The organism is Rhodococcus sp. C-2 (assembly GCF_027854095.1).
In the GTDB taxonomy this organism is placed as follows: Bacteria; Actinomycetota; Actinomycetes; order Mycobacteriales; family Mycobacteriaceae; genus Rhodococcus_F; species Rhodococcus_F qingshengii.
The window spans coordinates 28,708-45,561 of the sequence record NZ_JAQGFI010000013.1 but is presented as its reverse complement, the minus strand read 5'-3'; the positions used below and the strand labels follow the sequence as shown (position 1 = coordinate 45,561).

The following is a 16,854-nucleotide window of genomic DNA, read 5'->3' as shown; positions in this document are numbered from 1 at the left end:
CCGGTCCCCCTCGAGCGAGACAAAACGTCTCTGCGGCGACCCGACAGCGCACGTAGCCGCTCCCATCTGGGACAATGACGCCTGAAGAAACCACTGCGTCGACACACCCCGTCGACCGCGACCGCGCCAGGAGGCACCGCACATGACGGCCAGCAGCACTCATCGTGAGACCCCGGACCGTAACCTCGCACTCGAATTGGTCCGAGTCACCGAAGCCGGTGCTATGGCTGCCGGCCGCTGGGTAGGCCGCGGCGACAAGGAAGGCGGCGACGGAGCAGCCGTCGACGCCATGCGTCAGCTCGTCTCGTCAGTCTCGATGCGCGGCATCGTCGTCATCGGTGAAGGCGAGAAGGACGAAGCGCCGATGCTGTTCAACGGCGAAGAGGTCGGAAACGGCGACGGCCCCGACTGTGACTTCGCCGTCGACCCGGTCGACGGCACCACCTTGATGTCCAAGGGCATGCCCAACGCAATCTCTGTTCTGGCTGTTGCCGAGCGCGGCGCGATGTTCGATCCGTCGGCCGTGTTCTACATGGAGAAGATCGCTGTCGGGCCGGATGCCGCAGATGTCATCGACATCAGCGCACCGATCGCCGAGAACATCAAGCGCGTAGCCAAGGTCAAGAAGGCGTCGGTCTCCGACATCACGATCTGCATCCTGGACCGCCCGCGTCACAACCAGCTGATCCAGGACGTTCGCGACACCGGCGCTCGTATCCGTCTGATCTCCGATGGTGACGTTGCCGGCGCGATCGCCGCAGCGCGTCCGGAGTCCGGCACCGACATGCTCGTGGGCATCGGCGGAACGCCAGAGGGCATCATCGCCGCAGCAGCCATGCGCTGCATGGGTGGATCGTTGCAGGGCAAGCTGGCCCCCACCGACGACGAAGAGCGTCAGAAGGCCATCGACGCCGGTCACGATCTCGATCGGATCCTGTCCACCGAAGATCTCGTCTCGGGCGAGAACGTCTTCTTCTGCGCCACCGGCGTCACCGACGGTGACCTCCTGCGCGGCGTCCGCTACTACGGCGGTGGCGCCAGCACGCAGTCCATCGTGATGCGTAGCAAGTCCGGCACCGTTCGCATGATCGACGCGTACCACCGTCTCGAGAAGCTGCGCGAGTACAGCTCCGTCGACTTCGACGGCGAAGAGGGCGCGGTTCCCCCGACGTTCTGATGGGCTCCGCCCCGTGAGTGGTTAGGGAGTCCCTGCACTCCTCAACCGCTCACGGGGGACGTAGTCCCCTACCCGCTCTCGAAAAGTGGCAATGTGGAGCCATGACGGAGAGCAACGATCAACAGTTCCGAATCGAACACGACACCATGGGCGAAGTTCGGGTGCCCATCGACGCACTGTGGCGAGCACAGACCCAGCGTGCAGTCGAGAACTTCCCGATCAGCGGGCGCCCGCTCGAGCGCACCCAGATCCGCGCAATGGGCCTGCTGAAAGCAGCGTGTGCGCAGGTCAACAAGGACCTCGGACTCCTCGACGCGGACAAGGCCGACGCAATCATAGCCGCCGCGAACGAGATCGCCGAAGGCAAGCACGACGATCAGTTCCCCATCGACGTCTTCCAGACCGGCTCGGGAACCAGTTCGAACATGAACGCCAACGAGGTCATCGCATCCATCGCGAAGGCCGCCGGTGTGGACGTACATCCCAATGATCACGTCAACATGTCGCAGTCCTCCAACGACACCTTCCCCACCGCCACGCATGTCGCAGCCGCCGAAGCAGCGGTCACCGATCTTGTTCCGGCACTGGAACATCTGCATGCTGCGCTTGCCACGAAGGCGACCGAGTGGAAGACCGTCGTCAAATCCGGACGCACCCATCTGATGGACGCTGTGCCGGTCACGCTCGGTCAGGAGTTCGGCGGCTACGCACGTCAGATCGAGGCCGGCATCGAGCGCGTCAACGCAACACTCCCCCGCCTCGGCGAGCTGCCGATCGGCGGAACAGCAGTCGGCACCGGCCTCAATGCTCCGGATGGATTCGGCCCCAAAGTTGTTGCCGAACTGGTCAAGTCGACCGGCGTCGACGCGCTGACTCCGGCGAAGAACAGCTTCGAAGCGCAGGCCGCGCGTGACGGACTGGTCGAGGCATCGGGCGCGCTGCGGACCATCGCCGTCTCACTGACGAAGATTGCCAACGACATTCGGTGGATGGGATCGGGTCCGCTGACCGGACTCGGCGAGATCGCACTCCCTGATCTGCAGCCGGGAAGCTCGATCATGCCCGGAAAGGTGAACCCGGTCCTGCCCGAGGCAACCACTCAGGTTGCGGCTCAGGTGATCGGAAACGACGCCGCCATCGCGTGGGGTGGCGCCGCCGGAGCTTTCGAACTCAACGTCTACATCCCGGTCATGGCCCGCAACCTGCTGGAGTCGTTCACCTTGCTGGCCAACGTCTCTCGACTGTTCGCCGACAAGTGCGTCAGCGGACTGGTCGCGCACGAGGAGCACCTCAAGACACTCGCCGAATCGTCGCCGTCGATCGTGACGCCCCTCAACTCGGCAATCGGTTACGAGGAAGCCGCAGCCGTCGCGAAGCAGGCACTCAAGGAGAAGAAGACGATCCGTCAGGTCGTCATCGAGCGCGGACTCGTCCCGGACAAGCTGAGCGAGGAAGAACTCGACAAGCGTCTCGACGTTCTGGCGATGGCGAAGGTCAAGGACTGAACAAACAAAAGAGTGGCGGTTTCCACTTCGGAAACCGCCACCCTTGCACTCACACCGCAGCGGTTGCCCGCCACTCGTCGGTGCGATCGGGACTCGCCTCGGCCAATGCTTTCAGCGTCGCTTCGCGATCGAAATCCTTGCCGTACACGGGAGTTCCCGGCTGCTGACGCCAGGAATCGTCGATCGTTCCCGCATCGACGGGATCGAAGCCCAACTGATTGATCAGATCGAAGACGACCTGCTTGTTCGCGTCGTCGTCGCCGGCGATGGGTAGCGCAATGCGCCCCTCTGCACCTTCGGGAAGGCCCTTCTCGAGGAGATGCTTCCACCAGATTCCGTTGAACGCCTTGAATACCGGTACACCCAGGTGTTCCTGCACCCATCCGCTTTCGGTCTGTCCGTCCTCGATGGCCGAGATCAGACCGTCACGCTGTTGCGGGTAGTAGTTGTTGGTCTCGATGACGGGGGCACCGGCGACCGCACCGCTGAGGATCCCCGCCGGTAGATCGACCACGTTCTTCTGCGGAATGCTCACGATGACCAGCTCGGCACCCTCGGCGGCCTCGGTGCTGCGGACTGCCTTCGCGCCCGTCTCCGCTTCCAGTTCTGCAAGGGTGTCCGGTGTCCGCGAGTTCGAGACGCGCACGTCGTGACCGAGCGCAGCGAGCCTACGTGTGAGCGTGCCACCGATCTGACCGGCTCCGATGATTCCGATGCGCATGATCCTGCTCCTTCGTCGTGTGGAGTGGCGATCGCGCCACCGCTGCATTCGTCAACGACGAGAACGCACCGGGTCATTCCGCACCGGCCATTTCAACTCCCGTTGATTCAATCGGTTGACGGATCGAGTTCAAGTCTGATGCGAACACTGACCGGGTCGGTCTGCAATCCGCGAAAGGCAGAGGCCGTCAGCGCCGATCTGATCTTCCCCGACGCAAATGTCTTCACCCGTGCCGGCACGTCGTCGTCCGGCATGATCTGGGCCTGTCCGTCCACCCACTCGCCGCGGCGACGGATCCGAACCTTCGGCGTCGCAGAGATATTGGCACCCCACCCCGTGCCGGTGCCATGCTGCGCAATGACCCACGCCTCGTCACCGTCGTAGGTGATCGCAACGGGCACTCGGCGGGTCAGACCGGTTCGGCGTCCAACCGTCTCGATCTCGGTCATCAACGACGGCATCAAACCGATCCGATTCAATCCGGTGACCAGCGGATTGGCGAAATACTTCCCGACTGCGACTTCGATTCTTCGTTTTCGTGCAACTGACGTCGGTACCGGCATGTCGTTTCCTCTCCTCCGAAGCTGGTGCTCGAAACAACAGCTCTATACCGCACGATATAACCACTGTTCGGGGAGTTTTGCCACCAAGAATCTCCGTCGATACCCACCACCTGCACACAACACTTGACTGTGTCTGTCGGTTACATCTAGTCTCAGATTCGTTCCTATACCGATCGACATACTGGGAGGCAGTGATGAACACACCTCGAGACGCCTCGTTGCCATGACCGGCCCGCAGACGCGTTGTCCGATCGCCGCAGCGCGTCGCAAGTGGGGAGTACCAAGAGAATCAGCGGCACCAGATGATTCGAACAGCACTGCGATTGCATACGATGGCGGGATGGCCGACTCCGATTCCCGCACTCTGATGCTGGTCGGCGCCATCAATGCCTTCCGTGAACACGGGATCGCGACGACCTCGCTCACCGAGATCGTCGAACGCTCGGGAGCTCCCCGCGGGTCGGTGTACCACTACTTTCCCGAGGGCAAAGGACAGCTGGCCGGCGAAGCAGTTGCCTACTTCGGCCGGGGCGTCAGTGCCGCCATCAGTTCGATGATCGCTCAGTCTTCCCCACCGGAGATCATCGACGCGGTTGTCACGATATTTCGAAACAGCTTGGTAGAGAGCGATTTCACCTCCTCCTGTCCGGTCGCAGCCGCGGCAGTGGAGGGCGCGTCGACGCCGGCGGCATTAACTGCTGCGGGCGAATCCTTCACCTCGTGGGAATCGCTTCTCACATCGTTCTTCTGGCAGCAGGGACAGCCGTCCGAGACTGCAGCACAGTGGGCAACCGTCGTGATCGCGTCAATCGAAGGCGCGACGCTGATGGCAAAAGCTCAGCACACCACGGCGCCTCTCGATCGCATCGGCGCTCACCTCAAGGCTCTGGTCTCGGCCCCGAGCTGACCAACCCTCTTTCTTCCAACCGCTGCTGCCGTCCGCGCAGGAGCAGAGATGGCGTACAAACATGTCTCACACACTTGCACCGGCGCCCTCGGCGCCCATGATGACCAAGTCCCGTCGATTCACTGCGCTGATCTTTATCTGCCTCGCCGAACTCCTTGTCGTGCTGGACAACACAGTGGTCAACGTCGCACTGCCGACGATGAGCGTCGACTTGTTCGCCAGCGTCAGCGACCTGCAGTGGATCGTCGACGCGTACACGTTGACCTTCGCCGGGTTCCTACTCACTTTCGGCCACCTGGGTGACCGCTTCGGACGCCGCCGAGTGATGATCATCGGCTTGATCGGCGTCGGTGCGATGTCGCTCGTCGGCGCTTTGGCTTCCAACCTCGAACAGGTGATCATGGCGCGAGCCGCCATGGGTGTCTTTGCCGCAGCTGTCTTTCCGGCTACGTTGGCCATGATCACCAACATCTTCACCGACGCCAGAGAACGAGCCATCGCCATCGCGGCCTGGACCGCAATGGCCGGCTTCGCGATTGCCATCGGCCCGACTGCGGGCGGCTGGCTTCTCGAGCACTTCTCCTGGCACTCGGTGTTCTGGATGAACGTTCCGGCAGCATTGTTGGTCATCGTGGGTGTGCTGCTGGTTGTTCCGGAATCGAAGGCGCTCCACGTCGGCCGATTCGATTTCGTCGGAACAATCTTGTCGCTACTGGGCATCGTCATTCTGGTGTGGACCATCATCGACGCACCACATCGCGGATGGGTGTCGACATTCAGCATCACGGGATACCTCTCTGCGACAGTGTTTTTGGCCGCATTCGTCGCATGGGAACTGCGCACCGACGCGCCGATCCTGAACATGAATCTCTTCCGAATCCGGCGGTTTTCTTTCCCCGCCTTGGCTATTGCTGTCAGCTACTTCAGCATGTTCGGATTCTTGTTCCTGATCACGCAGTACTTCCAGGGCGTTCGGGAGTACTCGCCGCTCGAATTCGGCATCCACTCTTTGCCTTTCGCTGCAGCTGTCGCCGTGGGCGCCCCAGTCGCCACCTTGGCGGCACAGAGACTCGGCACGACTGCAGTGATGGTGTTCGGCCTCCTGGTACTCAGCGGCGGGATGTTCCTGGCGGGTCGGACGACCGTCGAGACGCCCTACCTCGGACCCGTCGTGATCTCGATGGTCCTCATGGGTCTGGGCCTCGCAATTGTCCAGGGACCGGCGACCGACTCCATCATGTCCTCGGTGCCCCTCGACGAAGCGGGCGCAGGTTCGGCAGTCAACGACACGACGCGTGAGCTCGGCGGGACCCTGGGCGTCGCCGTCATCGGTTCGATCGTCGCCTCGTACTACACGTCCAAGGTGGCTCCGATCGTCGACGCCATTCCCGACGCCGTGATGTCGGCGCAGGAGAAAGGCTTCGCTCGTGAGTCCGTGCTCAGCGTCATCGAAATCCGCTCCCGCGACATCAGTCCGCTCTTCGAGCAGCAGAAGGACAGTCTGATCTACACGATGAAGACCGCATGCCTGGAAGGCTTCGCCATCGCGTCGTACTTCACGGTCGGAGCAGCATTGATCACCGCTCTGCTGGTCGCGTTGTTGCTCCCTTGGAAGCCGGTCACGGAAGGCTCCATTCTCGGCAGTCTGACAACCAAGACCCCGAAGTAGCTACAAGGTTTCCCGATTTGTCCCAATATCAGCCCGCCGTTCCCCGATACTGGATTGACCGAGTGGTACCGACGACAACCCTGCTAGGGAGAATCTCGTGTCCATCACCAGTAGAAACAGCTCGCGACTGTCGGCAGCGGCGGTTCCGGTAGTACTGACGGTCGCCCTGCTCGCCGGATGCTCGTCCGATTCAGACACCACCTCGGCGCCCGGGCCGGTCGTCAGCGACGCCAGCCCGGGTCTCGACGCCGGGGTGCCGATCCCGGACGGGCAAATCGACGACGCGGTCGGGAAGCTCGACGGCCTCGCGAACGACCTCATGGCAAGTTCCGGTGTTCCCGGCATGGCGGTGGCCGTGGTGCACGGAGGTAAGACTGTGTACGCAAAGGGATTCGGGGTTCGCGAGTTGGGTAAGAGCGCCACCGTCGATGCCGACACCGTGTTCCAACTGGCATCGGTGTCGAAATCGGTCGGGGCCACGGTGGTCGCCCACGAAGTCGGAATCGGGACCGTCGACTGGGACACTCCGGTGATCTCGAAACTGCCGGGGTTTGCGCTTGCCGATCCGTGGGTGACCGACCACCTCACGATCTCCGATCTCTACACGCATCGGTCGGGGTTACCGGACCACGCCGGCGACGGGCTGGAGGACCTGGGCTACAACCGGGCTCAGGTACTCGAAAAACTTCGCCAACTACCGCTCAATCCATTCCGAATCACATACGAGTACACGAACTTCGGCGTCACAGCCGGTGCAGAGGCCGTTGCAGCCGCGGCGGGCACCGATTGGGAAACGCTGTCGCAAAACACGATCTACGGTCCGCTCGGTATGACTTCGACGTCTTCGCGGTTCGCCGATTACCAAGCCCGAGAAAATCGAACAGTCGGCCACATCCTCGAAGACGGAAAGTACAAGGTAGGGCCGGTTCGGGACGCCGACGCCCAATCCCCCGCCGGTGGAGTCAGCTCCTCGGTGAACGACATGGCCAAGTGGTTGGACATGGTGCTGGCGGGCGGTCGGTATCAGGGGCAGCAGGTCGTTCAGACGGAGGCGCTCGTGCCCGCAGTCAACCCGGAAATCGTCTCGCGCCATGCGCAGGAAATCGGGGAACGCTCCGGCTTCTACGGCTACGGGTTCAACGTTTCCGACAGCGCGGCAGGCCGTGTGACCGCCAGCCACTCCGGCGCCTTCCTGCTCGGTGCCGGGACCAATTTCGTGACGATTCCCTCCGCTGACGTCGGCATAGTCGTTCTGACCAACGGCACGCCCACCGGCGTCGCAGAGACTTTGACCGCCGAATTCGCCGATCTGGTGCAGTTCGGGAAGATCACCCGCGAGTGGCGCCCGCTGTACGAAGCGTCCTTTGCCTCACAGGCCGACCCTGAGGGCGAACTTGCCGGGAGGACGCCGCCGGCCTCCCCCGCTCCCGCGCCACCGACAGACCAATTGACCGGCGACTACGGCAATCCGTACTGGGGTCCCGCGCTCGTGACGCAGCAGAACGGTGCGCTGACCTTGACCATGGGTCCCGCGGCCGCGACGTACCCTCTGACCCACTGGGACGGAAACACCTTCACGTTCCCGCTCAGCGGCGAGAACGCACCGGCCGGGACGGTCTCGAAGGCCACCTTCGACGGAAACTCGCTAACCTTGGAGTACTTCGATCACGATCATCTCGGTACCTTCATCCGGGCAACACCGGCCGAATAATCAGCCAAGGACACCCCATGAGTAGTTCGACAGCCACGGTGAACGCAATGTTCGCGGCCCTCACCGATTTCGACGTGGACGCCGCAGCCGAATTGATGACAGACGACATCGTCTGGCAGAACGTCTCGCTCCCCACCCTGCGAGGCAAGAAGACCGTCGTGCGAGCGCTACGTCTGGTCACCAAGCCTTCACTGAAATTCGAGGCGGAGATGCACCACATCGTCGGCGACGAGTCCACGGTGCTCACCGAACGCACCGACATCCTCACCGTCGGACCGCTGCGCATCGAGTTCTGGGTATGCGGAACTTTCGAACTGCGCGACGGCAAGGTCTGCGTCTGGCGGGACTACTTCAGTCTGCGAGACGTCGCGTGGGGCGTGGTGACCGCGGTCGGCCGCGCAGTCGTCGGGACCGGGACACGAAGTAGGCTTGCTCCGGCCTGAAATCACCTGCCGAAAGCGAGCGAACCTGCCATGTCCGAAAACACCACGCCTGACTCCTTCGACGCCGGATTGGCTGTGCGCACCGAAGTCATGGGGGCCGATTTCGTCGACGCCGCCTTCGAGCGCACCCGGGGAACGGACAGCGAAGAACTGCAGAACTTCGTGACGGCCAACGTCTGGGGTTCGGTATGGACGCGTCCCGGACTCGATCGCCGCAGTCGCAGTCTGATCAATCTGGGGATGCTGATCGCGCTGCGCGCCGAGAACGAACTCAAAGGCCACGTACGTGGGGCATTGCGAAACGGCTTGACGCGCACCGAGATCGTCGAAACCGTGATCCACGCGAGCGCGTATTGCGGCGCTCCGGCGGGGCTGGCGGCGATGCGTGTCGTGCAGGAAGTTCTCGACAACGAACTGGGACCGCTGCAAAACTGAACAACTTCAAACCCAGGCATCTCCCCGTGCAGACCGAAGTCCGCACGGGGAGATCACTTCTCAGGAAGTGGGGCCGAACTCCTCGAGCATGTCGGTCACCAACTCGGCGATCGGCGAACGCTCACTGCGCGTGAGTGTGATGTGCGCAAAAAGCGGGTGCCCCTTGAGCTTTTCGATGACGGCCGCAACTCCGTCGTGCCTGCCCACTCGCAGGTTGTCACGCTGCGCGACGTCGTGCGTGAGGACCACTCGCGAGCCGGTTCCCAGACGAGAAAGCACTGTCAGCAGAACATTTCGTTCGAGCGACTGCGCTTCGTCGACGATCACGAACGAATCGTGCAGCGACCGACCGCGAATGTGCGTCAGCGGCAACACTTCCAGCATTCCGCGGGCGAGAACCTCTTCGAGAACCTCTGGCGAGGCCAACCCGTCGAGAGTGTCGAAAACGGCCTGAGCCCACGGGCCCATCTTCTCGCTCTCACTACCGGGAAGGTAGCCGAGTTCTTGTCCGCCAACGGCATACAACGGACGGAAGACGACAACCTTGCGCTGAGTGCGGCGCTCGAGAACGGCTTCCAAACCTGCTGTCAGAGCCAAGGCCGACTTACCGGTGCCCGCCTTACCACCGAGAGAGATGATGCCGATGCTCTCGTCCATGAGGAGATCGAGCGCAATGCGCTGCTCGGCGGAGCGGCCGTGCAACCCGAACGCCTCGCGCTCACCGCGCACCAACTGGATGCGCTTGTCGGGAGTCACCCGACCGAGGGCGCTCGACGAACCACCGAGCAGGCGAAGACCCGTGTGACACGGTAGATCTCGCGCTTCGTCGAGGTCCAGGAAACCCTCGTTGAACAGCTCGTCGATGTCCGTCGAGGCGACGTCCAGCTCAGTCATGCCCGTCCATCCGGATGGCACGACGTCGTGAGCGTGGTACTCGTCGGCAGGTAGTCCCACCGCGCCTGCCTTCACACGAAGCGGAATGTCCTTGCTGACGAGGACTACATCCTTGCCCTCCGCAGCAAGATTCAGCGCACACGCCAGAATCCTCGAATCGTTACTGTCCGTGCGGAATCCGACGGGCAGGACCGCAGGGTCGGTGTGATTGAGTTCGACCTGCAGTGTCCCGTTCTCGGTGCCGATCGGCACCGGACGGTCGAGGCGGCTGTATTCGATCCGTAGATCGTCGAGCATGCGGAGCGATTCTCGGGCGAACCATCCCAGTTCGTGGTGGTGCCGTTTGCCTTCGAGTTCACTGATCACGACCAGTGGGAGTACCACGTGGTGTTCGGCGAATCGAGTGACAGCCCATGGATCGGACAGTAGTACCGAGGTATCCAAGACGTACGTGCGAAGTGCATCTCCCGAATGATTCCCGGCTGATAGATCAGCCCGGGCCGAGTGGGCAGAGACGGAGCGTGATGCAGTCACGTTGGGCTCCTAGGTCTGCGCGGCACCCGCGCAAACTCAGCTCGCTGGGCCGGACGGCTCTGGTGTCAGGTGACGCTGTGTCAGCTGAAACAAGGGCCGGGCGCCGGCCCTCTCGTACTGAGTGTTTCAGTCACGATCAGAACCTCCCGCACAAGTAACTTCTGGTTACTCGTTACTGCCGACGGTACTGCGGATCGGACACTCGCGCCACGGAACGAGCCGCACATCTGGTGAACGCCAGGTAACAAAATGCCACTCGTGTGATTCGGCGTCACTCAGGACTCGATCAGACCCCACTTCGCGGCGCGCACCGCTGCCTGAACCCGCGAATTGGTTCCGGTCTTGACGAAGATGTTCTCGAGATGGGTGGCGACGGTGCGACGGCTGACGAACAACTCCTCGGCGATCTCTACATTGCCCGCGCCCCTGGCCACCAATTGCAGTACTTGGATCTCCCGTGGGCTCAGATGGACACGATCGAGCGCCACCTGGTCCCCCACGACGCGCGAGCAGGCTGCGCTGGACGCCGCCACCACCTCCCGTACGCGATCGACGACGCCGGAATCCGCGAAGCTCATGTGCAGCAATCCGGTCACCTCACGGCCGGAGAACCCCAATGCGACCGACGCACCCTCGGCGTACCCGGACGGCCGCAGAACATCGGTGACCATCTCGACCTGCTCGAATCGTGGCACGTCCTGCCAGAACACGGGCACGCCCGAAGCCTCGCGAATGATGCCGAAGAGATTGCGATCGGCGACGAAGTCCTCGAGCAGGAACTCGAGCACCCTGGCGTCGTATCCGGAACTCGCCAGAGCCCGATGTCTTCCGCTCGACGGGTCTCGGTACGTGACCGCCGCAGCCGAGTACGCGAGTCCACGTGCGCGGAGTTCTTCGGCGCACAGGCCGAGAATGCCGTACGCCCCGGCCGCCGGCGATCGCGGCGCGAACATGTCAGGTCCAGCGCCGCGATCAGGCAGTACAGACGTCATCACACCAATCTAGCCAATTGTGTGAGCTAGGCCACGACCAGTGAATCGGCCGGCTTCTTGTCCGCCCACGGACGCACCGCTTCGAAGTTCGCGGCAGTCCGCAAGACCAGTGCGTCCCGGCGGTGACGTGCGGCGATCTGCAGCCCCACCGGTCGACCGTCGGCGGTGAATCCGGCGGGCACGGTGATCGCCGGATTGTTGAGCATGTTGTACGGGTAGGTGAAGAGCCAATCGAGCAACTGCTCACGCAGCGACGCACCTTCGAGCCACGACGGCGCGAACTGACTGAGCGGGAACGTGGCCGAAGCCAGGGTCGGCGAGACCAACACGTCGTAGTCGTTCATGAACGTCGTCCACGTGTCCCACATGACGCCGCGGAATGCGTCGGCCCGCCCGACGTCGACACCGGTGAGCCGCTCGGCCTCGTGCATGATCTCGATCAGGTTGTCGTCGACCTCGCCGCGCTGGTTCTCCCAGTCGAGCAAGTCGTATTCGGAAGCGAAACCGGGAACCCAGATGCCGTTCCACATCGACTCCGACGGATTTCCCCACTGCGGGGTCGCCTCGGTGATCTGGGCACCCAATTCCTCGAATGCCGCCAGCGCGTCGAGGCACACTGCCAGCACCTCCGGATCAACATGGCCGAGACCGAGATTCGGCGACCACGCCACGCGAAGGCCCTTCACGTCGCCCTTCGAGGCTTCGACGTACGAGGTCTCGGCACGCTCGATCGAGAGCGGGTCCGCATTGTCCGGCCCGGCCATGATGTCGAGCATCAGCGCGTTGTCGGCAACAGTCCGGGTGATCGGACCGTGATACGCCCAGTTGTAGAAGCGCCCGGCCAGGATGGTCTGCGGGATGACGCCGGTGGTCGGCTTCAACCCGACGACCCCGCAGAGCGCCGACGGGATACGCACCGATCCCGCGCCGTCACTGCCCTCGGCGAGTGGCCCGAGGCCTGCAGCCACGGCAGCCGACGCACCGCCACTGGACCCGCCCGCGCTGTTGCCGAGCTTCCACGGGTTGTGCGTCGGCCCGTACAGGTGGTTGTCCGTGCCACCGTAGTAACCACTTTCGGGAGTGTTCGTCTTTCCCAGGAACAGTCCGCCGGCGCCTCGCAGCCTGTCCACGACGACGGCATTTCCCGTCGCGATGTTGTCGGCCATCGGCTTCATCCCGAACGTGGTCGGCAGCCCGTCGACTGCCGTCAGATCTTTGATCGTGAACGGAACGCCGTGCAGCGGGCCGAGCTTCTCGCCCGCTTCCTGTTGCCGTGAGAGTTCGGCCGCATCGCGCGTCACCTGCTCGCGATCGAACTGCACTATCGCGTTGATCGACGGATTGACGGCGTCGACGCGCTGGATCATCGCTTCGGCAATCTCGTTGGGCGAGAGATTGTTCGACGCGACCGACGCCGCCATCTCGGTAGCGGAGAGCCAATGCAGATTCTGTTCGGTCATGGGGTTTCCTTCGCCGGAGGGGTGATGCTCTCAGGCTAGGAAGCACCGAACTCAGCCACCATCGGTCATGTGACCGATGCCACAATCCGCGACTGGCAAAAAACCAGCGGCCCGGCCCCTAAAAAGGGACCGGGCCGTCGGTGAAGGAATTCCTAGACGTTCTTGCTGAGCAGGCCCCAGTTCTCGAGACCGTCGTACAGCGGAAGGTCGAGAGCGAGCTTGGCGACGCGCGCACGCAGCGCCGGCAGATCCGCGTTGCCGGCCAGAGCGGTACCGATGATGTCGGCGACCTCGGTGAACTCGGCATCGCCGAATCCGCGAGTGGCCAACGCTGCGGTACCGATACGCAGACCGGAGGTGGTCATCGGCGGGCGGGGATCGAACGGAACAGCGTTGCGGTTGACCGTGATGCCGATTTCGTGCAGAAGGTCCTCACCCTGCTGGCCGTCGAGCTGCGAGTTACGCAGGTCCACGAGCACGAGGTGGACGTCAGTGCCGCCGGTCAGGACGCTGATGCCCTGGTCTGCGACGTCCTTGTTGCCCAGACGCTCGGCAAGGATGCGCGCACCGGAAAGGGTGCGTGCCTGACGATCCTTGAACTCTTCACCGGCAGCGATCTTGAAGGTGACTGCCTTGGCCGCGATGGCGTGCATGAGCGGTCCACCCTGCTGACCGGGGAAGACAGCGGAGTTGAGCTTCTTGGCCCACTCTTTCTTCGCCAGGATCAGGCCCGAACGCGGACCACCGAGGGTCTTGTGGACGGTCGAGGAGACGACGTCTGCGTACGGGACGGGCGACGGGTGCAGGCCTGCGGCAACCAGTCCGGCGAAGTGAGCCATGTCCACCCACAGGTACGCGCCGACCTCGTCGGCGATCGCACGGAACGCCGCGAAGTCCTGCTGACGCGGGTATGCGGACCAACCGGCAACGATGACCTTCGGCTTCTCGGCGAGGGCGATCGAGCGCACCTCGTCCATGTCGATGCGGTGATCTTCCTTGCTGACGCCGTAGGACGCGACGTCGTACAACTTGCCGGAGAAGTTGAGCTTCATGCCGTGCGTGAGGTGACCGCCGTGTGCAAGGTCGAGGCCGAGCAGCTTCTCACCCGGGTTCATCAGTGCCATCAGAACAGCAGCGTTGGCCTGTGCGCCCGAGTGCGGCTGAACGTTCGCGAACTCTGCACCGAAGAGTTCCTTCGCACGGTTGCGCGCCAGATCCTCGATGACGTCGACGTGCTCGCAACCGCCGTAGTAACGACGTCCCGGGTAGCCCTCGGCGTACTTGTTGGTCAGGACGCTGCCCTGAGCCTGCAGAACCGAGCGGGGAACGAAGTTCTCCGACGCGATCATCTCGAGCGTGTCGCGCTGACGAGCCAATTCACCAGCCATCGCCTCGGCGACTTCGGGGTCGAGTTCGGCGAGTGATGCAGAGTTGACGTCGGAGCCGGGCACAGCGGTCATCGAGGAATCTCCAAGCTGGATGCGGAAACGAATGCGTCCAGTCTACGAAGTTCGCTCCCGCCGTCTCCACCCGGCACTAGGCAGCACGCAGAGAGCTGGGGACCAGCGGCTCGTCGAGCAGCCTGCGGAAGCGTTCGGTGCGCTCCGCGCCCACCGGCACCTCGTCCAGCCAGCCCCCGAGCAGCCGGTATCCCTCGACATACGTGCTGGTGTATGCCCGCCACAGCGGCGAAGACAGGAACTTGAGCGATTGGCGAGCGCGTTCCGGCGTCGACAGCGACCACCGTTCGAGGAACAGCGCCACGTCGTCGAGGCTGCGCCCCTCGTCGTGCAACATCAGCGCCGCATCCTGCCGGACACTCAGCAGTTGCCCCGACGCGGCGGAGAGCCGTTGCGCCTTTTCCCCGTCGAAAGACAAGCCGAGATCGGCGTAGATGTCCTGCGCCCACAAACCCCAGTCCGGGCCGACAATCGCTTCCAGCGCCAAATCCGCGAGGCCTTCGGCCATGATGCACTGCGGCGTGTTGACCAGGAACAGTGTCTGCTCGAGCTGGCCCGAACCGACCAGACCGGCTTCCTTACGGCAATGCTCGGTGTGATGGCCGGGGTAGGACTCGTGCGCGATCAGCCGCGGCAGGTTGGCCATGAACTGCGGCAGATCCGAATTGATCGCAACCTTGGAGCGGTAGTCACCGAGGTAGTAGTTGAAGCCGGACCACGGCTTGTCCCCCACCACTTCGTATTCGACGGTTTCCGACGCGGGAAGCCCGAACGTGCCGCGGACCAGATCGCGCAGCGCACTCGACATTGCCTCGACGCATTCGTTCAGTTTCGCCGCGGGGATCTCGTCGGCCTTGCGATGGGCCTGCACCCGCTCGGCCAACGGTCCCGGACCGGGCAGAACTTCACCCATCAACCGGTGAGCGTCGCTGTAGGCGTCCTCGTTTCCCTTCTCGATTCGGACGTCGAAGTACGCCTCGACCTCGTCCACGAAGCCGATGTCCTCACCCGCGAACTTGCGCCCGGAGCATTCCAGGGCGCGAAGGTGTACGTCGACGAAGTGGGAGCGTTCGGCATTTAGACCACTTCCGGCCAACTCGCCCCGCAATTCACGTGCCGTGCGGGCAAGTTCACGCGGATCGGGCTTCGGGGCGCTCTCGATCTGCTTTCGCAGCGCCGGGTCACCGGTGAACGCGTCGACGAACCCGTCTTCGAGACGGTCGAAACCCAGTCCGAGCAGCAGGTATTGGCGAACAAGTGTGTCTGGATCCATAACGACCGAGCCTAGTCGCTCGCTCCGGAATGCCACCCGGCGAAAGTCCCGGACGTGGCACCGAGCACAATCCGACTATGCACTCGGATCGTGCGCACACGCGCCTGGCTTGCTCGCATAGCTGTTTCGTCCGCCGGGCCCCGGGTTCACTACGTGCCGGTGAGCTGGGCTGATGGCGCGCACCAACGAATCGAGTCCCTACGTCGAGTTCGACCGCAAGCAGTGGCGGACACTGCGTAAGTCGACGCCACTGGTGTTGACCGAGGACGAGTTGTACGGCCTGCGTGGTCTCGGCGAGCAGATCGATCTCGAAGAAGTTGCCGAGGTTTATCTCCCCCTCGCACGTCTGATCCACCTACAGGTAGCGGCACGCCAACGACTGTTCGCGGCCACCGCGACCTTCCTCGGCGAGAAGCATCCCGACCGTCAGGTGCCCTTCGTCATCGGCGTCGCCGGTTCGGTCGCGGTCGGAAAATCCACGACTGCTCGTGTGCTGCAAGCTCTCCTGGCCCGCTGGGATCACCATCCGCGCGTCGACCTCGTCACCACGGACGGATTCCTCTATCCGACCAGGGAACTCCAGCGTCGGGGCATCATGCACCGCAAGGGTTTTCCCGAAAGCTACGATCGCCGCAAGCTGTTGCGCTTCGTCACCGAAGTCAAGTCCGGGGCGGAAGAGGTAGCGGCACCGGTCTATTCGCACACGTCGTACGACATCATCCCGGGCCAGTACCACCTGATCCGCCAGCCCGACATCCTCATCATCGAGGGCCTCAACGTCCTGCAGACCGGCCCGCGTCTGATGGTCTCCGATCTGTTCGACTTCTCGATCTACGTCGACGCCCGCATCGAGGACATCGAAGCCTGGTACATCCAGCGGTTCCTCGCGCTACGCAACACGTCGTTCGCCGATCCGAACGCCCACTTTCACCACTACTCCGGCCTCTCCGACCGTGACGCGACCATCGCGGCGAAGGAGATCTGGAACTCGATCAATCACCCGAACCTGGTGGAGAACATTCTCCCCACCCGTCCCCGCGCAACCCTGGTGCTGCGCAAGGACGCCGACCACACGATCAACCGGCTGCGGCTGCGCAAGCTCTGAGACGG

General features: G+C 63.2%; 15 protein-coding genes. 8 read left to right on the top strand and 7 right to left on the bottom strand.

Going from position 1 to position 16,854, the window contains the following annotated elements; translation table 11 throughout:
• Nucleotides 1-142: 142 nt before the first annotated feature.
• Together glpX and PCS43_RS25530 are read left to right on the top strand one after the other, a co-directional pair.
• Complete coding sequence (gene glpX, locus PCS43_RS25535; RefSeq protein WP_003945202.1) at nucleotides 143-1,177, top strand: class II fructose-bisphosphatase; 1,035 nt, start codon at nucleotides 143-145, stop codon at nucleotides 1,175-1,177.
• Nucleotides 1,178-1,278: 101 nt separating this feature from the next.
• Entirely contained in the window at nucleotides 1,279-2,682 is a 1,404-nt protein-coding gene (locus tag PCS43_RS25530) for a class II fumarate hydratase (protein WP_007726353.1), read from the top strand.
• 49 nt (nucleotides 2,683-2,731) lie between these two features.
• Here PCS43_RS25530 and PCS43_RS25525 read toward each other — a convergent pair whose 3' ends face one another.
• A complete protein-coding gene (locus PCS43_RS25525) occupies nucleotides 2,732-3,451 on the bottom strand; it encodes an NADPH-dependent F420 reductase (protein ID WP_074447084.1) in 720 nt (239 codons plus the stop codon).
• 59 nt (nucleotides 3,452-3,510) lie between these two features.
• Nucleotides 3,511-3,966, bottom strand: coding sequence for a nitroreductase family deazaflavin-dependent oxidoreductase (locus tag PCS43_RS25520; protein ID WP_007726357.1), 456 nt, complete (start codon nucleotides 3,964-3,966; stop codon nucleotides 3,511-3,513).
• Between the two features lie 340 nt (nucleotides 3,967-4,306).
• Here PCS43_RS25520 and PCS43_RS25515 point away from each other — a divergent pair, with 340 nt between their 5' ends.
• The 5 genes from PCS43_RS25515 to PCS43_RS25495 all read left to right on the top strand — a co-directional run bounded on the left by PCS43_RS25515 (nucleotide 4,307) and on the right by PCS43_RS25495 (nucleotide 9,131).
• Nucleotides 4,307-4,873, top strand: coding sequence for a TetR/AcrR family transcriptional regulator (locus PCS43_RS25515; protein WP_003945239.1), 567 nt, complete (start codon nucleotides 4,307-4,309; stop codon nucleotides 4,871-4,873).
• Between the two features lie 97 nt (nucleotides 4,874-4,970).
• Entirely contained in the window at nucleotides 4,971-6,542 is a 1,572-nt protein-coding gene (locus PCS43_RS25510) for an MFS transporter (RefSeq protein WP_030536252.1), read from the top strand.
• 97 nt (nucleotides 6,543-6,639) lie between these two features.
• Nucleotides 6,640-8,253 (top strand): serine hydrolase, encoded by a 1,614-nt coding sequence (locus PCS43_RS25505; protein WP_042448850.1) that lies wholly within the window; start codon nucleotides 6,640-6,642, stop codon nucleotides 8,251-8,253.
• Nucleotides 8,254-8,270: 17 nt separating this feature from the next.
• Nucleotides 8,271-8,696 carry a limonene-1,2-epoxide hydrolase family protein gene (locus PCS43_RS25500; protein ID WP_007726363.1) on the top strand — a complete coding sequence of 142 codons (426 nt, stop codon included), beginning with the start codon at nucleotides 8,271-8,273 and terminating at the stop codon, nucleotides 8,694-8,696.
• A gap of 30 nt (nucleotides 8,697-8,726) precedes the next feature.
• The gene (locus tag PCS43_RS25495; RefSeq protein WP_003945227.1) at nucleotides 8,727-9,131 is read left to right on the top strand and encodes a carboxymuconolactone decarboxylase family protein; all 405 of its coding nucleotides are present in this window, start codon (nucleotides 8,727-8,729) and stop codon (nucleotides 9,129-9,131) included.
• 60 nt (nucleotides 9,132-9,191) lie between these two features.
• Here the strand turns inward: PCS43_RS25495 and PCS43_RS25490 are convergent, their stop codons facing one another.
• The 5 genes from PCS43_RS25490 to PCS43_RS25470 all read right to left on the bottom strand — a co-directional run bounded on the left by PCS43_RS25490 (nucleotide 9,192) and on the right by PCS43_RS25470 (nucleotide 15,744).
• On the bottom strand, nucleotides 9,192-10,559 hold the full coding sequence (locus PCS43_RS25490) for a PhoH family protein (protein ID WP_003945274.1): 1,368 nt from the start codon (nucleotides 10,557-10,559) through the stop codon (nucleotides 9,192-9,194).
• Nucleotides 10,560-10,834: 275 nt separating this feature from the next.
• Nucleotides 10,835-11,551, bottom strand: coding sequence for a helix-turn-helix transcriptional regulator (locus PCS43_RS25485; protein ID WP_030536254.1), 717 nt, complete (start codon nucleotides 11,549-11,551; stop codon nucleotides 10,835-10,837).
• A gap of 26 nt (nucleotides 11,552-11,577) precedes the next feature.
• On the bottom strand, nucleotides 11,578-13,011 hold the full coding sequence (locus tag PCS43_RS25480; protein ID WP_042448855.1) for an amidase: 1,434 nt from the start codon (nucleotides 13,009-13,011) through the stop codon (nucleotides 11,578-11,580).
• A 152-nt stretch (nucleotides 13,012-13,163) separates the two neighbouring features.
• Nucleotides 13,164-14,471 (bottom strand): serine hydroxymethyltransferase, encoded by a 1,308-nt coding sequence (gene glyA / locus PCS43_RS25475; protein ID WP_003945195.1) that lies wholly within the window; start codon nucleotides 14,469-14,471, stop codon nucleotides 13,164-13,166.
• Nucleotides 14,472-14,547: 76 nt separating this feature from the next.
• On the bottom strand, nucleotides 14,548-15,744 hold the full coding sequence (locus tag PCS43_RS25470) for a hypothetical protein (protein ID WP_007726370.1): 1,197 nt from the start codon (nucleotides 15,742-15,744) through the stop codon (nucleotides 14,548-14,550).
• 172 nt (nucleotides 15,745-15,916) lie between these two features.
• On the opposite strand from PCS43_RS25470, the gene coaA reads away from it, so the two are divergent.
• The gene (coaA, locus tag PCS43_RS25465; protein ID WP_003945270.1) at nucleotides 15,917-16,849 is read left to right on the top strand and encodes a type I pantothenate kinase; all 933 of its coding nucleotides are present in this window, start codon (nucleotides 15,917-15,919) and stop codon (nucleotides 16,847-16,849) included.
• Nucleotides 16,850-16,854: the final 5 nt, after the last annotated feature.

Bases quoted from the DNA above. Each gene is read 5' to 3' on its own strand.
- PCS43_RS25470 (WP_007726370.1), bottom strand. From the start codon at position 15,744: ATGGATCCAGACACACTTGTTCGCCAATACCTGCTGCTCGGACTGGGT.
- coaA (WP_003945270.1), top strand. From the start codon at position 15,917: ATGGCGCGCACCAACGAATCGAGTCCCTACGTCGAGTTCGACCGCAAG.
- PCS43_RS25515 (WP_003945239.1), top strand. From the start codon at position 4,307: ATGGCCGACTCCGATTCCCGCACTCTGATGCTGGTCGGCGCCATCAAT.
- PCS43_RS25485 (WP_030536254.1), bottom strand. From the start codon at position 11,551: ATGACGTCTGTACTGCCTGATCGCGGCGCTGGACCTGACATGTTCGCG.
- PCS43_RS25530 (WP_007726353.1), top strand. From the start codon at position 1,279: ATGACGGAGAGCAACGATCAACAGTTCCGAATCGAACACGACACCATG.
- PCS43_RS25495 (WP_003945227.1), top strand. From the start codon at position 8,727: ATGTCCGAAAACACCACGCCTGACTCCTTCGACGCCGGATTGGCTGTG.
- PCS43_RS25500 (WP_007726363.1), top strand. From the start codon at position 8,271: ATGAGTAGTTCGACAGCCACGGTGAACGCAATGTTCGCGGCCCTCACC.
- PCS43_RS25510 (WP_030536252.1), top strand. From the start codon at position 4,971: ATGATGACCAAGTCCCGTCGATTCACTGCGCTGATCTTTATCTGCCTC.
- PCS43_RS25520 (WP_007726357.1), bottom strand. From the start codon at position 3,966: ATGCCGGTACCGACGTCAGTTGCACGAAAACGAAGAATCGAAGTCGCA.
- PCS43_RS25480 (WP_042448855.1), bottom strand. From the start codon at position 13,011: ATGACCGAACAGAATCTGCATTGGCTCTCCGCTACCGAGATGGCGGCG.
- glpX (WP_003945202.1), top strand. From the start codon at position 143: ATGACGGCCAGCAGCACTCATCGTGAGACCCCGGACCGTAACCTCGCA.
- glyA (WP_003945195.1), bottom strand. From the start codon at position 14,471: ATGACCGCTGTGCCCGGCTCCGACGTCAACTCTGCATCACTCGCCGAA.
- PCS43_RS25525 (WP_074447084.1), bottom strand. From the start codon at position 3,451: ATGCAGCGGTGGCGCGATCGCCACTCCACACGACGAAGGAGCAGGATC.